This is a genomic window from Flagellimonas sp. (assembly GCF_965601775.1).
GTDB lineage: Bacteria > Bacteroidota > Bacteroidia > Flavobacteriales > Flavobacteriaceae > Flagellimonas.
The window spans coordinates 3,473,764-3,497,952 of sequence record NZ_OZ271837.1 but is presented as its reverse complement, the minus strand read 5'-3'; the positions used below and the strand labels follow the sequence as shown (position 1 = coordinate 3,497,952).

The window sequence follows — 24,189 nt, the reverse complement described above, 5'->3', positions numbered from 1 at the left end:
GAATTAAATTTCATCGTTTTAAGGTAAAATGTCCAGTGAACTGGTTTTCTCCAATCCGAATTTGATACCAATAGTCACTTTCAGGGAGCGGACGACCATTAAATGTGCCATCCCAAGAAAAATTAAAGTTTCCTGATTGGAAGAGCAGCCTTGAAGTCCTATCAAAAATACGAACAGAAAACTCGTCGAATGGTTGGGCACCCTCAGGAGAAAAGAAATCATTCACTCCGTCTCCATTGGGAGTAAAAAAGCGAGGGACCACAAGGTGTTGATAAGGGAAGATGATAGGATTACAGCGGATATCGCTTCGTACGAATATAGTATAGCTACCACCCAATAGATTCTCGAAAATTGGACTGTTTTGGTACGTAATACCGTTAAGCGAATACTCAAAGTCCCCATCATTCTGTATGGAAACAATAATATCCCGATGATTGGAACGCACATTGTCTAAAATTGGACTATCAATTTGACTCAGCGCAATGGTCTTAGTGCTTGAGCATCCGTTTGTATCGGTTACGGTTACTCGATAAACTCCAGGGGTGTTTACGGTAATTTCTTCAGTGGTTTGCCCTGTTTCCCATAGATATGCGGCATTTGGGAAATTGGCAGAAATTATGATGGATTCTCCTTCACAAAAGGTAAACTGCTCATCCGTTAATTCAGGTAAATCGAAAAACGCGATTGAGACAGCCGTTCTTTCGTTCGAAGTACATCCCGCCCGGGTACTTACAGCTTCTGCATAAAAGGTACCCCCTACTGAAGTTTGATAGTTCATGGTATTTGAAGCTAGTAAACTTCCCCCTACAGGAGAATCGTGCCAATTGACTATCGCATCAGAAGGAGCAGAAACGGATACGCTGCCGAAACTATCCCCGCAAACTGTAACATCTCCGAGACTTAGAGGGGCTTCGGGCTTAGGAACGACAGAAACGGTGAAAACATCAGAAACCACATTGCAACTTGAATTTGCCAGATTAATAACATCTTCGGCAACCAGGGCTCGGTAAAATGTTGTTTGATTTAAAGCGGGAGTAGTGAAACTGGGATTGTTTTCGCCTGGAATATCAGTCCAATTCTGTCCATCTGAACTAATCTGCCATTGATATACATGATTCTGAAAAACTGAAAAATCCGGAGTTGCCACCAGCGTGGTGGTAACAGGGGTTTCATCCTCACAAACATCAATGAATGTATTATTGTTGGAATTGGCAATCGAAATAGTGTCACCACAGGTTCGAAAAACGATATCGTCTATGGCTAGGTCATTTCCGCAGCCACCGTTCCCATTGTTTGACATACGCAAAATGACCGAGTTTTGACCCACTTGTGTGGTGAAAACCAACCCAAATTGATTCCAAATGGGCGTGGAAGTTGAATTTATATCGCCAGTACTCCCGGAGGCCAACACCTGAGTACCCGAACTGTCCAGGATTTCAAATTTCACATTGATAGGTATGGGGGTCTCACATTGCGAAAACCTCGGTAATAGGTTTATCAACCAAGCGGAAAATTCATAGGAAGTGTTTTCACAAAGACCTGTAATATTTCGATTGAAGAAGGTGTCAGCCGTAAAGCTAGCATTGACAATGAATGACTTTCCATTTACATCACCAGGGGTTCGATCCATAGTGTCAAACCAATCAAAATAATTGGTCCTACTGGAGATGGTGTAATTTCCATCATCGGGTTGTAAAGGTCCACCATCCACATAATTGTATGTTGTAGTTCCGGCAGGTAAGGGAGGTCCATCCTGAACCCCGGTCCCAAATGTTTCTATAAAAATAGGGTCACCAGAATTTCCGCTACAAAAACCCAATTGTGCCTTTGATTCCTCAACAAAAAAGCACCATATCAGCAAGACGAAAAGAAATCTAATTTTAAGCAATTTTTATTTTTTAAAGCTGGGTTATACAGGAAGCTTTATCCTTTTGGATTTGGGGGATTAAACCTATTTTTGCCCAACCATAGGAGAAATATATAAAATGAACTACAATTTCAGGGAAATTGAAGCCAAATGGCAGAAATACTGGGCCAAAAATGAAACGTTTAAGGCAACCAACCAATCTGATAAGCTAAAATTTTACACGCTTTCCATGTTTCCATACCCTTCGGGAGCTGGATTACATGTAGGTCATCCTTTGGGATATATTGCGGGTGACATCTATGCCAGGTTTAAAAGACACAAGGGTTTTAATGTGCTTCATCCTATGGGCTATGACTCTTTTGGTCTTCCTGCAGAGCAATATGCCATACAAACAGGTCAGCATCCGGCTATTACCACTGATACCAACATTAATAGATATAGGGAACAGTTGGACCAATTGGGATTTTCTTTCGATTGGAGTCGAGAAGTGAGAACATCTGACCCAAAATACTATAAGTGGACCCAATGGGTATTCATTCAGCTCTTCAATTCATGGTATAATAAAACCTCAGACAAAGCAGAAGAGATAGCCACTTTGATTTCTGTTTTTGAAAAAGAAGGAAATTCAGAGGTTAAGGCTGCATGCGACGATGATACTCCCATTTTTAATGCGGAGGATTGGTCTGGTTTTTCGGAAAAAACCAAGCAAGAAATTTTATTAAAGTATAGGCTGACGTATTTGGCAGATACGGAGGTGAACTGGTGTCCAGCTTTAGGAACTGTGTTGGCCAATGACGAGATTGTAAATGGCGTTTCCGAACGGGGAGGTCATCCGGTTATTCGAAAGAAAATGACGCAATGGAGCATGCGAATCACGGCTTATGCCCAACGACTTTTGGATGGATTGGATACCATTGATTGGCCGCAACCACTAAAAGATTCGCAAACGAATTGGATCGGTCGTTCCGAAGGAGCTTCGGTTACCTTTAATGTCATTCCGAGTGAAGGTGAGAATCCAAACCAAATCGAAGTATTCACAACCCGCCCCGATACCATTTTCGGAGTTAGTTTTATGACTTTAGCCCCAGAGCACGATTTGGTGGCTAAAATCACTACTGCAGAGCAAAAAGCAGAAGTGGAAGCCTATGTAGAAGCTACAGCAAAACGTTCTGAACGTGATAGGATGGCGGATGTAAAGACGATTTCAGGCGTGTTCACCGGAGCATATGCAGAACATCCTTTTACGAAAGAACCCATACCTATTTGGATTGGGGACTATGTTTTGGCCAGTTACGGGACTGGAGCGGTTATGGCCGTTCCCTGTGGGGACCAACGTGATTATGATTTTGCGAAACACTACGACATTCCTATTCCCAACATTTTTGAAGGGGTTGATATTTCTGAGGAAGCGTTTGCGGATAAAGCGAATACCATAATCGCCAACTCTGGTTTTCTTGATGGGATGTCCTATAAAGACGCCACTAGAAAAGCGATTGCTGAATTGGAGGAACTTGAGCAAGGTCAAGGAAAAATTAATTACCGACTTCGGGATGCGGTTTTCAGTAGACAACGGTATTGGGGAGAGCCTTTTCCAGTGTATTATGTGGATGGGATGCCACAAATGATTGATTTAGAGCATCTTCCCTTGGAGCTTCCGCAGGTCGAAAAATACCTCCCAACAGAAACTGGAGAACCTCCTTTGGGTAATGCCACTGATTGGGCTTGGGATAAAGAACAATGTGCAGTGGTCAATAATCAATTAATCAATAATGCTACTGTTTTTCCATTGGAATTAAATACCATGCCCGGTTGGGCGGGAAGCTCGCAATACTTTAATCGGTATATGGACCCGCACAATGATGAAGCAATATATTCCGAGGATGCCATTGGCTACTGGCAAGATGTAGATCTATATATAGGAGGTAGTGAGCATGCTACGGGACACTTGCTGTATTCCCGTTTTTGGCAAAAGTTCTTGTTTGATAGAGGGGTTGCCCCCAAAGATGAGTTTGCCAGAAAGCTGATTAATCAAGGGATGATTACGGGGTCGAGTGCTTTTGTTTATAGGCTTGATTCAGTTACATTGACTGATAAAAAAATCGAAAGTGAGATTTATAATTCTGCCACTTCAAATGAACAATTCTTCAAGGATAGAAGAAGAGCAATAATTGGAACAGTTCAAGCTAAGAAACTAGTTGTAGTTTCAATTGGGCGCAAAGAAGATTTTTCATTTTTGAACTCGTCAATTGTAGATATTCAGGAGGATAGAAATGTATTTTCCCTAAACTTTTCCCCAGTACATTCGGAAGTGTCTTTGGTTAATGCCTCCGATGAGTTGGATATTGAAGCATTCAAAAAATGGCAACCTGAGTACAAAGATGCGGAGTTTGTTTTAGAAGATGGGAAATACATTGTTGGACGGGAGATAGAAAAAATGTCCAAATCCAAATACAATGTGGTCAATCCTGATGCCATTTGCGAAGAATATGGAGCGGATTCCCTTCGTTTGTATGAGATGTTTTTAGGTCCTTTGGAGCAATCCAAACCTTGGAACACTGCCGGGATAACTGGGGTGCATTCTTTTTTGAAAAAACTATGGAAGCTGTATGGTGAGATTAGTTGCGCTGAACCTACAGCAGACAATCTAAAAACACTTCATAAGACCATCAAAAAAGTTGAGGAGGATATTGAGAACTTTTCTTTCAATACTTCGGTGTCCACTTTTATGATTTGTGTAAATGAGCTAACCGCCCAAAAATGTATGAGCAAAGCCATTTTGGAGCCACTTGCCATTTTAGTTTCTCCTTATGCTCCCCACATTGCCGAGGAACTTTGGGAGCGTTTGGGTCATACGGAATCCATTGCCAATGCTACTTTCCCCAAGTTTGATGCGAAATATTTGGTGGAAAGCACCAAGGAATATCCGATTTCCTTTAATGGAAAACTTCGATTTAAACTTGAATTACCTTTGGATATGGGCAAGGATGAAATTGAAGCAATAGTTATGGCTCATGACAAAACCAAGGAACAATTACAGGGCCGTGAACCCAAAAAAGTGATTGTGGTTCCTGGTAAGATTGTCAATATTGTAGGCTAACAGCGTCAAGGGTCATACAATTTATACGAATTGTTCTGCCTTAAGGACATACCTTTTTATATAATATAATCTTCGTTCGATGGAAAGTATTGAAATAGTCGGATTGGTTGCGGCAACACTAACCACATCTTCTTTTGTGCCCCAGGTATACAAAGCTTATAAAAACAAATCAACTAAAGATGTTTCATTAACCATGTACACAGTGTTTCTAGCAGGGACCATACTTTGGTTGGTCTATGGTGTCTGTATTCAAAGTCCGTCCGTAATACTGGCCAATGCTATCACATCCTTTTTGGCAATTCTTATGCTGATATTAAAAATAAAATTTAAATAATATCCCTAAAATATTAGGGGGTATCTTATAAAATAAAATAATATTTGATTTTTTACCCCCTAAAAAATAGGGGTATTTGATTATTTTACATATTGTTTTATCGAAATACCCCTGCATTTTGTCGATTATTTCATTTTTATGTGTTTAATTTGTGACACATTTGAAGTGTAATCCTAAAAACACAAAAATGATTGTCGGCATACCTAAGGAAATCAAGAACAATGAAAGTCGTGTTGGAATGACCCCGGCCGGCGTTTTCGAATTGGTAAAGAACAACCATACCGTTTATGTGCAATCTGGCGCTGGAGAGGGAAGCGGTTTTTTTGATGAAGATTACCAACAAGTGGGAGCAACCATTTTGGAAACCATCCAAGAAGTTTATGCAATAAGTGAAATGATAGTAAAGGTAAAAGAGCCTATTTCCGCGGAATATCCTCTGGTGAAAAAAGGACAGATTGTATTCACCTATTTTCATTTTGCCTCTAGTGAAGCTCTAACAAGAGCCATGATGGACAGTGGAGCGACCTGTATTGCTTATGAAACTGTTGAAGATGAAGATGGCACACTTCCCTTATTGACACCAATGTCTGAAGTTGCCGGAAGAATGGCAATTCAGCAAGGTGCCAAATATCTAGAAAAACCTAAAAAAGGACGTGGTGTGCTTTTAGGTGGAGTTCCAGGTGTAGCTCCAGGTAAAGTTTTGGTACTAGGTGCAGGTACTGTGGGAATACAAGCTGCAAAAATGGCAGCTGGCCTCGGAGCCCATGTAACCATCTTGGATGTGAACATGAAACGACTTCGCTATGTAAATGATGTCATGCCAAGTCATGTGGTCACCGAATTTTCAAATGAATTTAATATCAGAAAACATATAAAAACCCACGACCTCATTATTGGGGGAGTATTGATTAAAGGTGCCAAAGCACCAAAATTAATAAGTAAAGAAATGCTGGATGATATGCGTCCCGGAACGGTCATAGTCGATGTAGCTGTAGACCAAGGTGGATGTATTGAAACCACTAAGCCCACTACCCATGAGGACCCCACATACATCATAAATGATGTAGTTCATTACTGTGTAGCCAATATGCCTGGGGCAGTCCCTTACACTTCTACCGTAGCCTTGACTAATGTAACACTGCCCTATGTGCTAAAATTGGCCAATATGGGATGGCGCAGCGCATGTAATTTGGACAAATCCCTGTCCAAAGGACTGAATATTGTGGAAGGAGAAATTGTATACAAAGAAATTATAGAAGCTTTCAATTTAGAACCCGTTTTAGTTTAGTTTACATTTTGTCAGTAAAAAAGACCCTGTCACAAGTTGGCGGGGTTTTTGCATTTTAGTTGTTATCTTTAAGAAAATCAAAATTCAATAGCTATGATGACATATTATATATTGATTGGAGGTATTGCACTAATCAGTTGGTTGGTGAGCAATCAATTAAAAACAAAATTCAAGAAATACTCCAAGGTCCATTTGAGAAATGGAATGAGCGGTGCCGAAATTGCCCAAAAAATGTTGGACGACCATGGAATTCGAGATGTTAAGGTGACTTCCACCCCGGGCATGCTAACGGACCACTATAATCCTAAAAATAAAACGGTAAATCTAAGTGAAGCGGTGTACAGCCAAAGGAATGCGGCCTCCGCTGCAGTAGCCGCCCACGAAGTTGGACACGCAGTGCAACATGCTCAAGCCTATGAATGGTTGACCATGCGGTCCAAATTGGTTCCTGTGGTGAGTGTTACCTCAGGTATGTCCACATGGGTGGTATTTGGAGGTCTGATGTTAGGTGCTGCTGCAGGAATTGGTATAGGTTTCTATATTGCCGTTGCCGGTTTGATTATGATGGGTTTTGCCACTTTGTTCAGTTTTGTGACGCTACCTGTGGAGTACGATGCCAGTAAGCGAGCCCTGGTATGGTTAAAGCAAAAGAATATGGTGAGCCAAGAAGAGTACGCCGGGGCGGAAGACGCTTTAAAATGGGCAGCTCGAACTTACTTAGTAGCCGCTTTAGGCGCTTTAGCTTCCCTATTGTATTGGGCAGTTCAAGTATTTGGAGGCCGGGATTAAAGTAAACTTTTATGATACAAAACCTGCTTAAAGCGATTTTGGCAGGTTTTTTTATATCGAAATCTGACGGTTTATCTGCTGGTCCAGTGAAATAAAGGTCTCGGTGCGGGAAACCCCTTCAATTTGCTGGATTTTTTTGTTGAGTACCATCATCAAATGTTCGTTGTCTTTGCAGAGCACTTTGATTAAGATAGACCAATTTCCGGTTGTATAATGGCATTCCAATACCTCTGGAATTTTTTCAAGTTCTTTGACAGCCCTTGGATTGGCCATGGCTTTGTCCAAAAAGATACCGATATAGGCCATGGTGGTATAGCCCAATACCTTTGGATTGATAATAAATTTTGAACCTGCAAGTAATTTGGCGTTCTCCAATTTCCGCAGTCGCTGATGAATGGCAGCCCCAGAAATTCCAATGTTTCTTGCTATCTCCAATATGGGCCTACGGGCATCTTCCATCAAATATCTTAAAATCTTTTTGTCAATACCGTCAATTTTAACCGAATTGTTATTGGATTTCATATTTGTGATTATGATTTATAGGTAAAGTTATCCAAAAAACTGAAATCTTAGATAGCCACTGAATCGGGATTATACCCCAAATAAGGAACCTCATATTCCTTAAACTGTATTTTGTAGGATTCCAGTTGTTTAAGAATGGGTTGGTAGACCTCTTTATGAATCGGGATTTGCACCCCTGGATTTTTCACTCTTCCATTTAAAATCAAAATTGCGGCCATAGCTACTGGTAAACCTACAGTTTTGGCCATTGCCGTGTGACTTTTGTTTTCTCCAAGGACCACCATGTTGGCGTCAATCTGCTTTTTAATCCCCTGAAGTTCGTAACCAAACTTGTGGTACATCACAATCATATCCCTTTCATGGGATTCTAATGTCCAACTATCCTCTAAAATAAACTGAAGTATTTGGGCCGGTGAGGCTTGAACGAGGGGAATCTTTTTAGTGTCGTCAAAAAGGTTCAGCTCTAAAAGTTTTCCCCAACGAATGTCGTCTTGGTCAATTTTTAGATAGTGTCGAAGCTTTAGCTCCACAGAATCCGTAGGAGAATAGGGAAGGAATAAATTAACAAACTCTCTATACGACATGCCTTGCGAATTTTCAATGATGTAGCTATCGTCAGTCATACCCAGCATTACAAACATCTGCCATGCTTTGGAAAAACCAACCCTACGCATCGTTCCTCTGTACAACGTCAGCGCATTTTGAAGTCCATACGCTTCTCGGTATTTCAGGGAATCCCTGTTCGCATAGGCTTCGAAGGTTCCATAACCCTCAACTGCCAAGAATTCCGTACGTCTGAAAAGTTTTTGATAGGGAATATATTTGTAAGTGCCTTCCTGAATAAACTTGGCGGCACCCCCCTGACCGGCGACCACAACATTTCTAGGATTCCAAGTGAATTTGTAGTTCCAAAGATTGGAATCATGTTCGGGAGCTACCAGACCCCCTGTAAAAGATTCAAACAGAAGCATTTTTCCACCATTATCACGAATGCGGTCTATAAACTGCATGGCACTCATATGATCTATGCCGGGATCAAGACCTATTTCATTCATAAAAACCAGTCCCTTTTTTTTAGCCTCTTCATCCAACTGCTGAATGGCATCACTAACGTAAGAAGCCGTTACCAAATGCTTCCCCAGACTAAGGCAATCCTCGGCAACTTTAATATGCAACTTGGGAGGCAACATGGAGATTACCACATTGGCCTGTTGAATACTTTCTTTTCGCTTTTTATCTTCAAAGATGTCAAGTTGTATCACCTTACAATTGGGGTGCGACCTAACTTCTTGGGAAATGGAATTTGGGTTGATGTCAGCTATCACCAGTTTCAGTTCCTCTTCAGTAGACCTTTCCAATATATGGTCCAATAGGTAGGCAGTTGATTTTCCTGCTCCAAAAACCAAAACAGTACGGGACATAGCTTTTATTTACTTTTGTTTATACCGAAGACTAAGGTATCAAATTGTTGTATTTATAAAATATGGTATAAGAAAAGTTATGAAAAGAACATTTTTAATAACGGGAGTAGTGCTCGGACTGGTTGGGATTCTATTGGGGGCGTACGGTGCCCATGGTTTGGAAAAACTAGTGGATTCTAAAGGATTGGAATCTTTTGAAACTGGGGTTCGCTATCAAATGTACCATGCCTTTTTCTTCCTTTTCGTAGGACTCTGGGGTGGGGTACATGGAAAATCAGAGGTAGTCCTGTACAGATTGACTTTAACAGGGGTTATTCTTTTCTCAGCTTCCATTTACATTTTGGTTATTGGAAAGGCGTTGTCGTTTGATTTAAAATACTTAGGTCCAGTTACCCCAGTTGGTGGTATTCTTCTAATTTTCAGCTGGATTTTTTTAGCATACTGCATTTCGACCAAAAAAAGGGTAAATAACCCGTCCAATACTGTATAGAGAGCGTTTAATTTTCTAGTTTTGCCCTAAAATTAAAAGCAAAAAAATGACATCGGATACCCAGTTTACGAAATCGATTTCGTTGAAGGATTATGGAATCAATCATGATAAGATACACTATCAGCTTTCACCAGATTCCTTGCATGCCACCACCATTGAAAAAGGAATGGGAAAACAAGCTTCTTCGGGGGCTTTGGCGGTCAATACTGGCGAGTTTACCGGCAGATCTCCAATGGATCGATTTATTGTGGAAGATGAAATAACCAAAGACAAAATTTGGTGGGGAGATATCAATATTCCGTTCGATTCTGGAAAGTTTGATACCCTTTATGACAAATTGGTAGCGTATCTCAACGAACGCGAAGTTTTTGTTCGGGACTGTTATGCTTGTTCAGATGATTCGTATCGTATGAATATACGGGTGATCAATGAATACCCATGGTCCAATATGTTCGTCTACAATATGTTTTTGAGACCAACTGAGGAAGAGCTAAAGAGTTTTGACCCTGAATGGGTAGTATTGAACGCTCCTGGCTTTACTGCGGATGCTGAGATTGATGGCACGCGTCAGCACAATTTCGCCATATTGAACTTCACCCGAAAAGTTGCTATTGTTGGGGGTACCGGATACACTGGGGAAATCAAAAAAGGCATCTTTTCCGCTTTGAATTTTATCCTTCCGGTGAACAAAAATACCTTGCCCATGCACTGCTCTGCGAATGTGGGCTCTGATGGTGATACGGCACTTTTCTTTGGGTTGTCGGGTACCGGAAAAACCACACTTTCTACAGACCCAAATAGAAAACTAATAGGTGATGATGAACATGGATGGACGCCTCAAAATACCGTATTCAACTTTGAGGGGGGTTGCTATGCAAAGGTGATAGACCTATCTCAAGAAAAGGAACCTGAAATTTACGGTGCAATAAAAAAAGGGGCTATTCTGGAAAATGTGATTATGGATGATAATGGGGTGGTCGATTATGCGGATACCAGTATTACCCAGAACACAAGGGTGAGCTATCCCATTTATCATATTGATAATATCCAACAGCCTTCTATCGGAAAAAATGTAAAGAATATTTTCTTCTTAACGGCTGATGCCTTTGGGGTTATCCCTCCGATTTCGAAGTTGACACCGGCACAGGCGGCTTATCATTTCATTTCAGGCTACACGGCCAAGGTAGCCGGTACGGAAGCGGGTGTGGTTGAGCCCCAACCTTCATTTTCGGCTTGTTTTGGAGCTCCATTTATGCCGCTACACCCAGCTAAATATGCGGAGATGTTAAGCAAGAAGATGATAGAATCCGGAGTGGACGTATGGTTGATCAATACAGGTTGGACCGGAGGACCTTATGGGGTAGGTACACGGATGAAACTTAAATACACCCGAGCGATGATTAGTGCTGCCTTAAGTGGAGAATTGGGACTTTATTCTTACGATAAGTACCATATTCACTCTGTCTTTGGTGTGGCGCAACCTAGAGAATGCCCCGGAGTACCCACAAGTGTTTTAAGTCCAAGGGCTACATGGAACAATGATGACGCCTATTACAAAACCGCGTTTAAGCTAACGAATGCCTTTAGGGAGAACTTTAAAAAGTTTGAAGCCTATTGCAACGAAGAAATTAGGCGAGGCGGGCCACAACGATATGCATTTTAATAAAAAAAGGCCGGTCATTGACCGGCCTTTTTTTGTCTAGGTGAAACCTAAACTATTTGTTTACACTGGTAATATATTTCTGAAGTGCCATGGTCATGGATGGAGTCTCCGGTGTTGGCGCCTTGATGTCTATACGAAGGCCAGCATCAGTAGCCGCTTCAACCGTACTATTTCCAAAAACTGCAATTCTAGTATCGTTCTGTTCGAAATCTGGGAAATTCTTCAAAAGTGATTCTATTCCAGACGGACTGAAGAATACCAAAACATCATAATATACATTGCGCAAGTCGGACAAGTCACTGATAACCGTTTTGTAAAAGATACCTCTTTTCCAATCTATTTTAAGCTCATTCAACGCTTCAGGAACAGCGGCTTTTAAAGTATCTGAAGAAGGTAGTAAGAACTTCTCATCCTTATACTTTTTGATTAGAGGTACCAATTCGTTAAAAGTACGCTTGCCCACATAAATCTTTCTTTTTCGATAAACCACATACTTTTGCAAATAATAGGCAACCGCTTCAGATTGACAGAAATACTTCATAGTGTCTGGCACTTTAAAGCGCATTTCTTCAGCAATTCTAAAGAAATGGTCAACTGAATTTCTACTGGTAAGAATAATTGCGGTAAAATTGTTAAGGTCAATTTTCTGCTGTCTAACAGTTTTGGCCTGTACCCCTTCTACGTGGATAAACGGCCTAAAATCAACCTTTACTTTTTCTTTTTCTATTAATCGAGAGTAAGGGGAATTTTCGATTTTGGGTTCTGGTTGGGAAACCAAAATTGTTTTTACTTTCATAAGATAATCAACCTTTTAGATAGCTTCCAATTACAACCAAGGGAGCAATTTCGAGTGCGCAAAGGTACAAAATAAAATAAAACAAATAGTAAACTATGACTTTTTGATGGTCCTTCAACAGCTTAATTAGACCAATGGCATTTATGGAAAGAATCAAACCAATGGCTATGTAAATAACAATTTTTGAGTCATTTAGCACATAAATTAGAATTACATTGCTTACGAACATTACCAAACTGCTGTAGTTGAAATAGGTAATTTTCTCATAGATCAGGTCAGTAATCATTTCAGTGGTATCAAATGCGTAACCCTTAAACCACTGAATGATAATTTTAAGTAGTTGAAACAGGATAATGAACCCCAAGATTATCAAAAAAGACTGAATGGAGTTTTCTGGGTTTGTTGGCCCCCAAAACTTTTTGATTAGAAAAAGGAAAAGGGCGAGATTGATAAATTGAAAGAGGGTGATGAAGATGTGAAACCAATGGAAAAGTCGTCCTTTCTTATTAGACAGGACGATATACTTGTTATTAAATGGTAATACAAGAAAGTTTAGGAACTTAGTCTGGAACAGATATTTGCTTAAACTCAATATGAGTAAACTTAGGACCAGGGCTATGGTCATCCAATCCAGTGATTCTATGCTTCGCTCAATAGGATTCATTCAGCAATTTTAAAAGGTGCTCCATTCAATCCTGGAAGCAACCCATTTTCAGAAATACCTACCCTAAAATATACAGGTTTTTCCATCTTTGTTTTGGGCAATTGAAATTGAAACTGTACTGCATCTTTTGGGGCAAGGACTTGCTGATTGTTTTGTAGCGCTTCAACCTGAATGGGTTTCAAATCCTTAACCTGTTTGTACGCATTGGAAAAAGCTGCTGAAAAAGATAAGTCCGCTATCGGAATTTCAAAATCATAGGGATTATACACCTTTAGCTCATATAGGTTTTTCGTGGTTGTTGTGTCCACAATACACCGAAGCTTTCGAAAGGACTCAAAATTATTCATAAACCTACCATAAAAGACCGTCTTCTTATCTGGGTGCAAGTATTGAATGTCTCCGCTTTTGGCATACTTGGTAACGTAGAGAATACGCTTGTTTCGCACCCTTTCTTCGGATGCATCTATTGTGTATTGGTTTCTTCGATACATGTGATTATTCAAAGTGTAGCTGGGAATTCCCGCATAGAACTCATACATGGGCGCACGTCGATAGGAGTTTTCAAAAACCACCGGAACCCCTTGGGATTTTTCCTTAAGTTCATTTACCCAGACTTTGTTTCCATGTGTTTCAAACAAGATGGGAAGAAGTGGTTTATGTACCAACCATATTCTTGCATAGAGCATAATAATTAGGCTTATCAAACCCATTCGAAACACCCACTTTCTAGCCGAAGTATTTTCTAGGATGTAATTAAAAGTCATAATGGCCATTGGGACGGAGATTATGATGACCCACTGCGTTTGTACCCGCCTATTAAAGCTCGAAATAAAAAAGAAAATAAGAACACCATAGGATAGGTACTTTAACGCCTTCGTAAAAAGCCCCGTAGTCCTTGTTTTGAATAATGCTTGGTAAACCCAGAAGAAAAGCAGTCCAAAAATAGCAACCAAATTGACGAAATAACCAAGAGTGAATTTGGTAAACGAATACGCTTGATTGGGGCGTTCGAAAATATGATACTTAATGGACACAAAATCGTGTTGTATTAGCCATTGAAAATGGGGAATGTAACAAATAAGTGCTATGGCCACGGCAAGCCATGCCCTTATATCCCCAAAAAGCTTTAAGTTGGAAAGGAGTACAAAAAATATAATCAGAACCGCATGATATTTGCTATACATCAGTGCGGCCATAACCAGTCCAATTCCGATAGCTAGAAGGTAGGATGGCTTCTCCAAATAATACTTGTAAAGAAACAGGAAAAGCGCTGTAAAGAAAAGAAGTGGTGTATCGGGCAAGGTTAAAAACCCGTAGGCATTCATCAAGGTAATGGAGAACAATAGCAAAAAGAAAACTGCCACATGTTCCCTCTTTTTCGGATTATCAATAGTCAACCAGATAATGAGGTAGGTGCCAACGGATAGCAAACAACTCATAAATCGTACCCCTAGCTCGCCATCAAAAAGAAGACCACTTAGTTTTATCATAAAAGCCACCATTGGAGGATGATCAAAGTAACCCCAGTCCAAATTCTGAGCATAATACCAATAATAGGCTTCATCATAAATCAGCTCTGTAAGGCTACTTTGAACAAGATTTAAGATGAAAAGTGATGCCGTAAGTATGAGAAAAAGGGTAGGAAACCTTTGGGTCATCAATCGCTTTTTTGGTGTGGTAAAGGTACAAATATAGATTAACTGGTTTTTGGTTGCCAACAGCTGCGAACATCAAATTACAAAGTATTATTTTTGCGCTCTAACTTGCAATAAATGGCGGACGGACTGGTCATTATCCCTACTTTCAACGAAATCGAAAACATAGAAGCCATAATAAGAACGGTTTTCGATTTGAAGAAGGATTTTCATGTACTAATTGTGGATGACAACTCTCCGGATGGGACAGCGGATAACGTCAAAACGCTTCAGGCTGAGTTCCCAAATCGACTTTTTTTGGAAGTACGTAAAGAGAAATCCGGTTTGGGAACGGCCTATATCCATGGATTCAAATGGGCTTTGGATAAAGGATATGACTATATCTTTGAAATGGATGCCGATTTTTCCCATCGACCCGCAGACTTACTGCGATTGCATCGTGCTTGTCTCAATGATGCCGATGTTGCTGTAGGATCCCGTTATAAAAAGGGGGTAAATGTGGTCAACTGGCCTTTGTTTCGAATATTACTTTCTTATGGTGCATCCTTCTATGTCAAGTTAATAACGGGAATGAAGGTCCATGACCCTACGGCCGGTTTTGTATGTTACCGAAGAAAAGTGTTGGAAGAAATTGATTTAGACCGGGTGCGTTTTATTGGGTACGCTTTTCAAATTGAAATGAAATATAGGGCCTACCTAAAAGGTTTTAAAATAGAGGAAGTATCCATTATCTTCACAGATAGGATTCATGGGAAATCCAAGATGAACTCTAAAATTGTCAAAGAAGCTGTTTTTGGAGTAATAACCATGAAATTGAGAAGTACCTTTTTTAGAAAAAGTTTTTAGCATGTCAAAAGTTCTATTGAAGAATGCCAAAATGGTCAATGAGGGGAAATGTATTGAGCAGGATGTGCTGCTAAACTCAGATTTTATCGAGCGCATTGACAGCGATATTTCTGAATCTACAGCCGAGGTGATAGACTTTAAGGGTGATTTTCTATTTCCAGGAATCATTGATGACCAAGTCCATTTTAGGGAACCAGGACTTACCCATAAGGGGAATATAAATACTGAGAGTCGCGCTGCTCTTGCTGGCGGAATCACCACTTTTATGGAGCAGCCCAATACCAATCCGCAAACCACCACTATAGAAAAACTGGAAGAAAAATTTGGGATGGCCTCGAAAAGTGCATGGGCCAACTATTCTTTCCTTTTCGGTGGAACCAATGATAATCTAGAGGAGTTAAAACGATTGGATAAAAATGCCTGTTCAGGGGTTAAGTTGTTCTTAGGATCTTCCACAGGTAATATGTTGGTCGATGACGAAGCAGTTTTGGAACGGATATTTTCCAGCACCGAAATGGTTATCTCGGCCCATTGTGAGGATGAGGGAACGATACGGGCCAACCTTGAAAAATATAAAAGTGAATATGGGGATGATATTCCTATTCATTTACATCCTATCATCCGAAGTGAACAAGCTTGCTATCTATCCTCTTCCAAAGCGATAAACCTTGCTAAAAGAACTGGGGCAAGATTGCATGTTTTTCACTTGTCTACAGGAATTGAGACAGATTTATTCACCAATGCCATACCTCTTGAGGAGAAAAAAATCACGGCCGAGGTATGTATCCATCATTTGTGGTTTTCCGACAAAGACTACCAAGATAAGGGTGCTTTTATAAAATGGAATCCGGCAGTGAAGACGGAAAAGGATAAAAAATTATTATGGGAGGCGTTGTTGGATGATCGAATCGATGTGGTGGCCACGGACCATGCACCGCATACCTTGGAAGAAAAAGACAACCCGTATACAAAATGTCCTTCGGGTGGTCCTTTAGTTCAGCATGCTTTATTGGCAATGTTGGAGAAAGAAAGAGAAGGAAGGATAAGTAAGCCCAAAATAGTGGAAAAAATGTGCCATAATCCTTCAAAACTTTTCGATTTGGATAGAAGGGGTTATATCCGGGAAGGATACTACGCTGATTTGGTTCAGGTTCAAGAAGGGGTTTCGCAAACGGTGGATAAATCCAATATTCTATATAAATGTGGGTGGTCTCCATTTGAAGGTACCACATTCAACTCCAAAGTGGTCCGTACCTTTGTCAACGGACACTTGGCCTACAACAATGGGATTTTCTCAAGCAAACGAAATGCAAAAAGATTGACTTTTAATCGGGAGTAATGAAAAAAGCACTTATACTTTTTTTGGGATGTTTGATTGTGGGGTGTGCACAAAAAGTTATCGAACCCCCGGAGAATTTGATTCCAGAATCAAAAATGGTCGATATTCTGCATGATTTAGCGATACTAACCGCTGCGAAAAAGTCTTTTGCCTATGTTTTGGACAACAACAACGTAGAGGCTATGGATTTTATATTTCAAAAGTACCAGATTGACAGCACCCAGTTTGCCCAGAGTGATAAGTACTATGCCTCCATCCCGCTACAATACCAAATGATTTATGAAAAAGTTGAGGTGAGATTGGAAAAGAAAAGAAAAGCTTTGGAGGAAGAAAACACAAAAAGAAACGATAGTACTAGGGCTGCCCAGCAAAAGAGGTCAGACTCTCTGAGAAATCTAAGAAAAGATACTATTCCTTCATCTTAGCTTTCAATTTTTCGCAACAAAATGAGATAACTTCTTCTAAGGACTCATAGGAGAATCCAGGAATAGTCTTGGATTTTGAGTTTTCATAAATGTCCTGGTGATAGAGGCCCTTTACAATATTCTTTGACAGTTTTCTGCGTTTTCCGAAGAGTCTGTTCCGTAAGCAATCAACACGCCATAGAATTTCCAAAACCCAAAGAGAAATTTTTTGGGATGGTGGTTCAACACCAAGTGCATTGGCCATGGAATCAAATACTTTATGATAGGTCAAATTTTGATTTACCAAAATATATCGTTCTTTCTCAATATCTGATTGCATCAATAATACCATGGAATTAACCACATCATTTACAGAAACAAAACCGCTACCTCCGGGAAAAGAATAGCGTTTTCCTTTTGAAGCTCTTTTGAACAAAGCACCACTGCCTGAGCGCCAATACCCGGGGCCCAACACAATACCGGGATTAACAACAACGACGGAAAGACCTTCCTGGGAACCCCGCCACACTTCGAGCTCAGACTCAAACTTTGAAATACCGTACACAGAAACATTTTGATCGTTCCATTCGGTATCCTCATTGAGCGACTGTCCTTTTTTTCCTGAACCAAGAGCAGCAATGGAACTCACATGACAGAACTTGTTCACCTTATACTTCACACTTAGATTTACCATATTTGCGGTACCGCTCACATTGATTCGTAGTAACTCATTGAGCTGTTTGGGGTCGAATGATATAAGTGCCGCGCAGTGGTAAACATGTTCTACATTCTGAAAATGCGGTTCCAATGAACCGAGGTCCGTTACATCAGCTTGAACCCACGTAATGGTGTCGAAAAGTTTTTGGGCTTCGTTGGAATAAAAACCAAAAACTTCCAACACCTTCGATTTTTTTTTGGCGTCACGATAGATGGCTTTTACCTTGCCACCCTGCTTGGTAAGTTGGTAAAGCAGGTGGGAACCCAATAGACCAGTTCCTCCGGTTACTAGAATCATAGGACTAAAGTAATTGTTTGCGCCGTAATTCGGTAGTGATCTAAGAACTTCATTTTATATTTGCACCGATTTAAACTACTAGGGATGAAAAGAAATTTTGTTCAAGAGTTGCAATGGCGGGGAATGATACACGATGTTATGCCAGGAACGGAAGAACACCTCCTGGAAAAGATGCAGGCAGCCTATGTGGGAATAGACCCTACAGCAGACTCCTTGCACATCGGACATTTAGTAGGGGTAATGATGTTAAAGCACTTTCAGTTAGCGGGACATAAGCCCATTGCCCTGGTAGGAGGTGCAACAGGAATGATTGGGGACCCCTCAGGGAAATCGGCAGAACGCAATCTTTTGGATGAAACTACCCTACGCAGAAATCAGGAGGCATTAAAAGCCCAGCTTTCCCGTTTTTTAGATTTTGATGGAGATGAACCCAATGCTGCCACGCTGGTCAATAACTATGATTGGATGAAAGACTTTTCTTTTTTGGATTTCATTCGGGATGTGGGGAAGCACATAACCGTGAATTATATGATGGCCAAGGATTCGGTAAAAAAGAGATTGTCTTCTGATGCTAAAGAGGGAATGTCTTTCACCGAATTCACCTATCAGTTGGTTCAAGGGTATGATTTTTTATATCTCTACGAGAATTACAATTGCACCCTTCAGATGGGAGGAAGTGACCAATGGGGTAACATAACTTCTGGGACGGAACTTATTCGAAGAATTGGTGGTGGAAAGGGATTTGCGCTTACATGTCCCTTGATTACCAAGGCTGATGGGACCAAATTCGGAAAAACAGAAGGAGGTAACATTTGGTTGGATGCCCATCGCACTTCTCCCTATCGTTTTTACCAATATTGGTTGAATACCTCGGATGCAGATGCGGAAAAGTATATTAAGATTTTCACATTTTTGAATCGGGAAACCATCGAAAAATTAATTGAAGAACATTTGGAAGCACCGCACATGCGATTGCTCCAGAAAAGGCTTGCTGAAGAAGTTACCAAAATGGTGCATTCAGAGGCTGATTTGAATCGTGCCATGCAAGCAAGTAATATTCTTTTTGGAAAATCTACCTCAGAAGACCTAAAACAATTGGATGAGCAAACCTTTCTGGATGTTTTCGAAGGAGTACCTCAAGCCCAATTGCCAAAATCAGAATTGGAAAATGGCTTGGATATGATTGGTGCTTTGGCGGCCAAGACCGGGTTTTTAGGATCTAATGGAGAGGCACGAAGGGAACTGAAGCAGAATTCCATATCAGTAAATAAGGAAAAAGTAAAAGAGGACCGCTTGATTACCACTGCCGACCTAATCAACGATAAATTCGTATTGCTTCAAAGAGGGAAGAAGAATTATTTTGTCCTGACTTTTGGTTAAAAGCAACGTTTGGTGATTTCTTTTATCTTATTTATATAAGATTTAAAAATGAAAAGGGCGCTTGTTTTATTTTTGACAATTTGTATTACGGCCTGCTCCAATGAGGTTTCCGTAGAACGTGAGAATAACCCATTAAACGGGGAATGGGTTTTGACCAATGTAAGTTGTTTTTGTTTTTTTCCTAATCCTCCGGATTTTAATCTTACTTTTTTCAATTTTAATACCCGAGACAATACGTTAACCGTAACCCATTTTGGGGACTCTAATTATTTTCGGGAGGAAGGCACCTATTCTTACACCATATCAGGTAACCGTATTACCCTAACTGATGGAAGGTCGTATGACTACACTATTCAAGGCAATACACTATCACTGGTATTTGTTGATGAACCGAACATTGCCGATGATGAAATTTTGTACTCGATGGTTAGAAGCTAATTACTGCTAGGAGTCCCCAAAACGCATAATGGCTGAATGGCTAAAATGAAGCAAAACTTGGCATGATGGCAGTATGTATCATTCCCGGTTACCTTTGATTTATTCGTATGACTTCAATGGGGAAGGAAAAACTAATTTAGGAATTTGGTTGACTAGGGCTCAGTTTAGGACTTGGTTTATCCGGCTGATATAAATTCACAAAAGTATTCTTAACACGCTCCGAGATTAAGAAATAGGGTATCCATATGGCCGCGGAAACAAGACCTCTAGCTATTTCTTTGTATGTCTCCATATTGGAATCTTGCAGTTCTTCTGGAAAAATAAAACTATAACCAACCAAATCGAGTATTGGAAAAAGAAAGTTCAGGGCATAAAATCCGATTACCAGATTGGGGAAACTGCTTCTTTTTTTAAAGAATAGAATAAGAAGGAGTATCACGTACATAAAGAAACAAAGGTTAAAGACGAACTCCATAAACAAGAATACAGTCATAAGGGTGGAGCCTTCGTATCCAGAGCTTTCAAAAACCGACCAAACCCCAGCATCAAAATAGCCTAGGTTGACTAATTGAAAAAGCATGATGAATGGGCTTAAAACGAGCCCGATAGCTGGTAAAATCAACCAACCCCCTATACTTAAACCTTCATGCTCTGACTTGGGTTGGGGATTGTATTTTTCATAAATCAGTTTTATTATGAAAACCGAAAAAATTACGATTAAAAAGGATACCACATACGAGAACCAATTTGTGTCAGAACTATCGCTTGAAGTTCCTGGATGACTTAATTGATACGCTATTTGATTGTTTATTTTATCGTGTTTCTCTAAAAATAGGGTTACATCATCCGCGTCAAGAATATTTTTTTTAAGCGAGTAATTATGCTTGACCTTGATGGTTTTACCTACGGTTCGTATTTCGTTATGGTAACTAAAACTTTCTTCGTCAATTTCAAATTTATGGTCCGAAGTATCCCAGTATTCGGGAAGCCTTAGCGTAGTTTCTTGTTCAAAGTCGTAAGGTTCTCCCAGATAATAGGGCATTTCTCGACTAGGGGATTGCGTATACTCAATCATGCTTTCCAAAACCATGGGTTGCGTCTCGCAAGTGAATTGCCCAGTCTCATCTTTCACCCAAAAAGAGGGAATTTCATAATATTCCTCAACAATAACCTCGTTCTTGCCTTCCCTGGAATCATCTGTAAATCGTACAGGCTGCGTAGATTGTATTGAGGGATAAATGCTGCTGTAAAAGTTGATGAATTCCTTGTTTATGTTTTCTTCTGTATTGGAATTAAAGTAATCCCTTATAGAATTCGCCCTACTTCCGGCATAGGTAGACTCAATAAGAAAAATGGCTCCGCCTCCGATGGAATCGGTAATGATGGTTTCGCTAATTTTTAGGCTGGGCCGTGTGCTGTTTTTTACGATAGAAGAGAGGGAATCGGTATTCTTTTTGAGTAGAAGGCCTTTTCCATATTTTGGGAATGAAAGATTCTCAAGGTTACCTCCCTGATTGGTTATCGTTGGGTCCACATAGAATGTTTTACCCAAATATTCGAAGTAAACAATGCAATGATTAAAGAGGTTTAGACCAGGTAAAAGCTCATTTGAGTCGTTTTTTGAATCTGTGCTTACCAAATAGGGGTAAGAGGTCAAACCTTCGTTTCGTAGCAGATTCACCAGTAAGAGCGATTTGTCCTTACAATCTCCATAACGCTGTTCCAGCACTTTTCTCGGATTATTTGGCTTGTAGGCCCCAATTCCAGATTCAAATCCTAGATATCTAACCTCGTCCTGTACGAATCGGATTAGCTTCAGAATTTTATTTTCTTTTTCCAGGGTTTTATCCATGGAAAAATTAAGGGTACTATTGCTGTTCTGGTACAATGGATTAATTAAATCCACTACAGACTCCCAATCTTTGAACGTGGTAATGGATATTCTTTTTTGCAAGTTGAGCCAATAGGGAACATTGATGTCATACTGAAAATAATCCATGCCTACAGATTCCCACACGTATTCTGTGCCATTTGATGTTTTATCAATTTTGGGTTCTGCAGCCCCATTCAATAATTTGTAAAATACCGGGCGATTATTGTTTGTGATTACCCGATTGAATATTTTATTGACGGGGAGGGTATATTGTTGATAGAGAACGGATGAGTAATGGCCTTTGTTTATGGGATTGAAGCCTTTGATGGTATAGGAATATTCAATGATATCCCCTTTGCGGATATCGGTAAGATTTACAACCCCTGTCAATGAACCATCATATAACGACCTTTCCAAGTTGGTTTCCCGTTGAATTGACATTATTCGCGAATTGGCCAGCTTGTCTATTTTTTTGCCGTCCCGATGCACATAAATTGTATTGAATTCCAGTTTCTGAAATGAAGGGTCAAAGCTTACACTAATGTCGGAAAATTGCTGAATGCCCTCGCTGTTCAAAACCTTAATGGCATAATGGGCATGTAGTTCCTTTAAAGCAATATTATCTTGAAAATCTAAAAGGATGTATTGAAAAGCTCCGCTGTTGTCTGTGGAAGTATCCGTAACATCAACGGAAACAACCCAATCTGGTGCTTGTTTTTTTGGAATGGATTGGGAAAAAGTATTGGTTACAAAAAAAAGAAGCAACAGGGGGAACAAAAAATAAGGTTGGCGCATAGGCTTTGGTTGGTCGGTTTTGGTTTCGACTAGATATACTCTAAAATAAGTATTTTCTTTAAAGAACCATCAAATTACAGCCTCTAACATCGGAATGGTCAAAACGACCTAAAATTTCAAAAGTGCCATCGGCATAAGTTTTTCCCAAATCTTGGGTGGCAATGAATGAACAGGAATACAGATTGGCCAAATCGATAACATTTATACCTCCTGTTTTACCATGATTTTGCAGTGTAAGGGGGTCTTCGGTGTCTCTGGTTATAATCTTCATCCAAGGAGGGCAGTTGAAAAGGCCATCACCCAGGGAATACCCTTGCGACAACAATTCGGTCATACCATATTCCGAGTATATTTTATCTATTCCAAATGCATCTTTTAATTGTTGATGTAATTCTTCCCGAATCAATTCCCTTCTTCTTCCCTTCATACCTCCAGTTTCCATGATTTTTGCATGTCTGAGTTTCAATGGAAACTGCTCCGCTAGGTCCAAAAGGGCAAAGGAAACCCCAATCAACAAGGTTTGGGTGCCTTGCTCTTCCAGCTCAATCAGTTTTGAATGAAGCTCTTGCAAATTGTACAGATAGAAACCACTATCTGGATGTGTGGATTGAGATACTAAATCGTCTACCATAAAAATCAAGGAAGAGCCTTTTCTTTCCAGATAAGCGGGCAACAGTGCAAGAATACAATAGGCTTCAGCAGGCCCGAAAAAGTGGGAGAAAGTTCTAGTATAGCTCTGTTTATAGATATCAATGTTCGAGATATAGTGCTTGCTGGTTATACTTCCTGTGGTTCCACTGCTTTCGAATAGGGCTTCTGGTTTTTTTGATGAACTTAATATTTTTTTTGATTTAAAGAATTCAATGGGAAGAAAGGGGATTTCTGAACTATGTGAAATGTTTTTGGGGGACTTGTTCAGAAGTTCGCAATAGGATTTATATACCGTGTTGTGGGCAAACTGAAAAGCGAAGACCTCCAAACAAAGCGTTTCAAATTCAGTAGGATTTGATATGGAAAAAATCTGTGGGATACGTTGTAGATCCATGGTCTACAAAAGTACTTTAAAAAAGAAAAAAGCCCTTTAAAGGGCTTATCATTTGGGGGTTATTTGATGACCAGTTTCCGGGTCATGGTTTTTTCTTCCTCTGTAACTTGGAGGACATATACTCCAGGCATCAGGCGTGATATATTTAAGGTATTGGTTGAAATCCGGTCGGTCAAAACAACCTCACCAAACACATCAAAGATTTTAATATTTTTTGTTCCATTGGAAGAAGTGGTTATATAAACCTCATCTCCATAGGCAGGATTCGGGTACATTTTAAACCCCTGCAGTTCACTAACCTGTTGCGTATTCACTGTGACCAATTCTTGACCGAAACTAAATAGTGGAAGTGCCATAATGATAACTAAGTAGATTTGCTTCATATAAGCGGATTTGGGATAAATGCACTATAAAAGTAGCCAAAGCTCACGGCTAGAACTATAAAATGTTGTGAAACAGGGATTTCTG

21 protein-coding genes are annotated in these 24,189 nt (G+C 40.1%); 11 read left to right on the top strand and 10 right to left on the bottom strand.

Annotated features, from left to right (window positions below; translation table 11 throughout):
* Positions 1 to 10: 10 nt before the first annotated feature.
* Positions 11 to 1,888 (bottom strand): T9SS type B sorting domain-containing protein, encoded by a 1,878-nt coding sequence (locus tag ACSLUF_RS16075; protein ID WP_435623678.1) that lies wholly within the window; start codon positions 1,886 to 1,888, stop codon positions 11 to 13.
* 97 nt (positions 1,889 to 1,985) lie between these two features.
* Between ACSLUF_RS16075 and ACSLUF_RS16070 the strand changes: the two genes are divergently transcribed.
* The 4 genes from ACSLUF_RS16070 (at position 1,986) to ACSLUF_RS16055 (ending at position 7,375) form a co-directional block, all read left to right on the top strand.
* Positions 1,986 to 4,964 carry a leucine--tRNA ligase gene (locus tag ACSLUF_RS16070; RefSeq protein WP_435623677.1) on the top strand — a complete coding sequence of 993 codons (2,979 nt, stop codon included), beginning with the start codon at positions 1,986 to 1,988 and terminating at the stop codon, positions 4,962 to 4,964.
* A 79-nt stretch (positions 4,965 to 5,043) separates the two neighbouring features.
* Positions 5,044 to 5,298, top strand: coding sequence for a SemiSWEET family sugar transporter (locus ACSLUF_RS16065; protein WP_435623676.1), 255 nt, complete (start codon positions 5,044 to 5,046; stop codon positions 5,296 to 5,298).
* A 187-nt stretch (positions 5,299 to 5,485) separates the two neighbouring features.
* Complete coding sequence (gene ald, locus ACSLUF_RS16060) at positions 5,486 to 6,586, top strand: alanine dehydrogenase (protein ID WP_435623675.1); 1,101 nt, start codon at positions 5,486 to 5,488, stop codon at positions 6,584 to 6,586.
* 93 nt (positions 6,587 to 6,679) lie between these two features.
* Positions 6,680 to 7,375, top strand: a complete 696-nt coding sequence (locus tag ACSLUF_RS16055; protein ID WP_435623674.1) for a zinc metallopeptidase — start codon at positions 6,680 to 6,682, stop codon at positions 7,373 to 7,375.
* 51 nt (positions 7,376 to 7,426) lie between these two features.
* Here ACSLUF_RS16055 and ACSLUF_RS16050 read toward each other — a convergent pair whose 3' ends face one another.
* Positions 7,427 to 7,897 carry an Lrp/AsnC ligand binding domain-containing protein gene (locus tag ACSLUF_RS16050; protein ID WP_435623673.1) on the bottom strand — a complete coding sequence of 157 codons (471 nt, stop codon included), beginning with the start codon at positions 7,895 to 7,897 and terminating at the stop codon, positions 7,427 to 7,429.
* A gap of 47 nt (positions 7,898 to 7,944) precedes the next feature.
* A complete protein-coding gene (locus ACSLUF_RS16045; protein WP_435623672.1) occupies positions 7,945 to 9,318 on the bottom strand; it encodes a saccharopine dehydrogenase family protein in 1,374 nt (457 codons plus the stop codon).
* A 79-nt stretch (positions 9,319 to 9,397) separates the two neighbouring features.
* Here ACSLUF_RS16045 and ACSLUF_RS16040 point away from each other — a divergent pair, with 79 nt between their 5' ends.
* A complete protein-coding gene (locus ACSLUF_RS16040) occupies positions 9,398 to 9,808 on the top strand; it encodes a DUF423 domain-containing protein (RefSeq protein WP_435623671.1) in 411 nt (136 codons plus the stop codon).
* 46 nt (positions 9,809 to 9,854) lie between these two features.
* Complete coding sequence (pckA, locus tag ACSLUF_RS16035; protein ID WP_435623670.1) at positions 9,855 to 11,471, top strand: phosphoenolpyruvate carboxykinase (ATP); 1,617 nt, start codon at positions 9,855 to 9,857, stop codon at positions 11,469 to 11,471.
* Between the two features lie 52 nt (positions 11,472 to 11,523).
* Here the strand turns inward: pckA and ACSLUF_RS16030 are convergent, their stop codons facing one another.
* The 3 genes from ACSLUF_RS16030 to ACSLUF_RS16020 are packed head-to-tail and all read right to left on the bottom strand — an operon-like array spanning position 11,524 to position 14,589.
* A complete protein-coding gene (locus ACSLUF_RS16030; RefSeq protein ID WP_435623669.1) occupies positions 11,524 to 12,267 on the bottom strand; it encodes a uroporphyrinogen-III synthase in 744 nt (247 codons plus the stop codon).
* Between the two features lie 7 nt (positions 12,268 to 12,274).
* Complete coding sequence (locus ACSLUF_RS16025) at positions 12,275 to 12,931, bottom strand: DUF4271 domain-containing protein (protein ID WP_435623668.1); 657 nt, start codon at positions 12,929 to 12,931, stop codon at positions 12,275 to 12,277.
* Entirely contained in the window at positions 12,928 to 14,589 is a 1,662-nt protein-coding gene (locus tag ACSLUF_RS16020) for an ArnT family glycosyltransferase (RefSeq protein ID WP_435623667.1), read from the bottom strand. The genes ACSLUF_RS16025 and ACSLUF_RS16020 overlap by 4 nt, the downstream gene beginning before the upstream one ends.
* A gap of 114 nt (positions 14,590 to 14,703) precedes the next feature.
* Between ACSLUF_RS16020 and ACSLUF_RS16015 the strand changes: the two genes are divergently transcribed.
* Genes ACSLUF_RS16015 through ACSLUF_RS16005 form a run of 3 tightly spaced genes read left to right on the top strand, consistent with a single transcriptional unit; the run spans position 14,704 to position 17,196 of the window.
* A complete protein-coding gene (locus tag ACSLUF_RS16015) occupies positions 14,704 to 15,432 on the top strand; it encodes a polyprenol monophosphomannose synthase (RefSeq protein WP_435623666.1) in 729 nt (242 codons plus the stop codon).
* Between the two features lies 1 nt (position 15,433).
* Positions 15,434 to 16,771, top strand: a complete 1,338-nt coding sequence (locus tag ACSLUF_RS16010) for a dihydroorotase (RefSeq protein ID WP_435623665.1) — start codon at positions 15,434 to 15,436, stop codon at positions 16,769 to 16,771.
* Positions 16,771 to 17,196 carry a DUF4296 domain-containing protein gene (locus ACSLUF_RS16005; protein ID WP_435623664.1) on the top strand — a complete coding sequence of 142 codons (426 nt, stop codon included), beginning with the start codon at positions 16,771 to 16,773 and terminating at the stop codon, positions 17,194 to 17,196. The genes ACSLUF_RS16010 and ACSLUF_RS16005 overlap by 1 nt, the downstream gene beginning before the upstream one ends.
* On the opposite strand, the gene ACSLUF_RS16000 is transcribed toward ACSLUF_RS16005, so the two are convergent.
* On the bottom strand, positions 17,180 to 18,190 hold the full coding sequence (locus tag ACSLUF_RS16000) for an NAD-dependent epimerase/dehydratase family protein (RefSeq protein ID WP_435623663.1): 1,011 nt from the start codon (positions 18,188 to 18,190) through the stop codon (positions 17,180 to 17,182). The genes ACSLUF_RS16005 and ACSLUF_RS16000 overlap by 17 nt on opposite strands.
* Positions 18,191 to 18,274: 84 nt before the next feature.
* Here ACSLUF_RS16000 and tyrS point away from each other — a divergent pair, with 84 nt between their 5' ends.
* A complete protein-coding gene (gene tyrS / locus ACSLUF_RS15995; protein ID WP_435623662.1) occupies positions 18,275 to 19,570 on the top strand; it encodes a tyrosine--tRNA ligase in 1,296 nt (431 codons plus the stop codon).
* Positions 19,571 to 19,618: 48 nt separating this feature from the next.
* Complete coding sequence (locus tag ACSLUF_RS15990; protein ID WP_435623661.1) at positions 19,619 to 20,008, top strand: lipocalin family protein; 390 nt, start codon at positions 19,619 to 19,621, stop codon at positions 20,006 to 20,008.
* Between the two features lie 136 nt (positions 20,009 to 20,144).
* Here the strand turns inward: ACSLUF_RS15990 and ACSLUF_RS15985 are convergent, their stop codons facing one another.
* From ACSLUF_RS15985 to ACSLUF_RS15975, 3 genes are read right to left on the bottom strand one after another with little or no spacing between them, the layout of a single operon-like run.
* Positions 20,145 to 22,676: a DUF3857 domain-containing protein gene (locus ACSLUF_RS15985; RefSeq protein WP_435623660.1), complete on the bottom strand. Its 2,532-nt coding sequence runs from the start codon at positions 22,674 to 22,676 to the stop codon at positions 20,145 to 20,147.
* A gap of 58 nt (positions 22,677 to 22,734) precedes the next feature.
* Complete coding sequence (locus ACSLUF_RS15980; RefSeq protein ID WP_435623659.1) at positions 22,735 to 23,721, bottom strand: acyl transferase; 987 nt, start codon at positions 23,719 to 23,721, stop codon at positions 22,735 to 22,737.
* A gap of 59 nt (positions 23,722 to 23,780) precedes the next feature.
* Positions 23,781 to 24,104 carry a T9SS type A sorting domain-containing protein gene (locus ACSLUF_RS15975; protein WP_435623658.1) on the bottom strand — a complete coding sequence of 108 codons (324 nt, stop codon included), beginning with the start codon at positions 24,102 to 24,104 and terminating at the stop codon, positions 23,781 to 23,783.
* Positions 24,105 to 24,189 lie beyond the last annotated feature (85 nt).

Bases quoted from the DNA above. Each gene is read 5' to 3' on its own strand.
- ACSLUF_RS15990 (WP_435623661.1), top strand. From the start codon at position 19,619: ATGAAAAGGGCGCTTGTTTTATTTTTGACAATTTGTATTACGGCCTGC.
- ACSLUF_RS16005 (WP_435623664.1), top strand. From the start codon at position 16,771: ATGAAAAAAGCACTTATACTTTTTTTGGGATGTTTGATTGTGGGGTGT.
- ACSLUF_RS16020 (WP_435623667.1), bottom strand. From the start codon at position 14,589: ATGACCCAAAGGTTTCCTACCCTTTTTCTCATACTTACGGCATCACTT.
- ACSLUF_RS16050 (WP_435623673.1), bottom strand. From the start codon at position 7,897: ATGAAATCCAATAACAATTCGGTTAAAATTGACGGTATTGACAAAAAG.
- ACSLUF_RS16070 (WP_435623677.1), top strand. From the start codon at position 1,986: ATGAACTACAATTTCAGGGAAATTGAAGCCAAATGGCAGAAATACTGG.
- ACSLUF_RS16010 (WP_435623665.1), top strand. From the start codon at position 15,434: ATGTCAAAAGTTCTATTGAAGAATGCCAAAATGGTCAATGAGGGGAAA.
- ACSLUF_RS16040 (WP_435623671.1), top strand. From the start codon at position 9,398: ATGAAAAGAACATTTTTAATAACGGGAGTAGTGCTCGGACTGGTTGGG.
- ACSLUF_RS15975 (WP_435623658.1), bottom strand. From the start codon at position 24,104: ATGAAGCAAATCTACTTAGTTATCATTATGGCACTTCCACTATTTAGT.
- tyrS (WP_435623662.1), top strand. From the start codon at position 18,275: ATGAAAAGAAATTTTGTTCAAGAGTTGCAATGGCGGGGAATGATACAC.
- ACSLUF_RS16045 (WP_435623672.1), bottom strand. From the start codon at position 9,318: ATGTCCCGTACTGTTTTGGTTTTTGGAGCAGGAAAATCAACTGCCTAC.
- ald (WP_435623675.1), top strand. From the start codon at position 5,486: ATGATTGTCGGCATACCTAAGGAAATCAAGAACAATGAAAGTCGTGTT.
- pckA (WP_435623670.1), top strand. From the start codon at position 9,855: ATGACATCGGATACCCAGTTTACGAAATCGATTTCGTTGAAGGATTAT.
- ACSLUF_RS16055 (WP_435623674.1), top strand. From the start codon at position 6,680: ATGATGACATATTATATATTGATTGGAGGTATTGCACTAATCAGTTGG.
- ACSLUF_RS16065 (WP_435623676.1), top strand. From the start codon at position 5,044: ATGGAAAGTATTGAAATAGTCGGATTGGTTGCGGCAACACTAACCACA.
- ACSLUF_RS16025 (WP_435623668.1), bottom strand. From the start codon at position 12,931: ATGAATCCTATTGAGCGAAGCATAGAATCACTGGATTGGATGACCATA.
- ACSLUF_RS15980 (WP_435623659.1), bottom strand. From the start codon at position 23,721: ATGGATCTACAACGTATCCCACAGATTTTTTCCATATCAAATCCTACT.
- ACSLUF_RS16000 (WP_435623663.1), bottom strand. From the start codon at position 18,190: ATGATTCTAGTAACCGGAGGAACTGGTCTATTGGGTTCCCACCTGCTT.
- ACSLUF_RS16015 (WP_435623666.1), top strand. From the start codon at position 14,704: ATGGCGGACGGACTGGTCATTATCCCTACTTTCAACGAAATCGAAAAC.
- ACSLUF_RS15985 (WP_435623660.1), bottom strand. From the start codon at position 22,676: ATGCGCCAACCTTATTTTTTGTTCCCCCTGTTGCTTCTTTTTTTTGTA.
- ACSLUF_RS16030 (WP_435623669.1), bottom strand. From the start codon at position 12,267: ATGAAAGTAAAAACAATTTTGGTTTCCCAACCAGAACCCAAAATCGAA.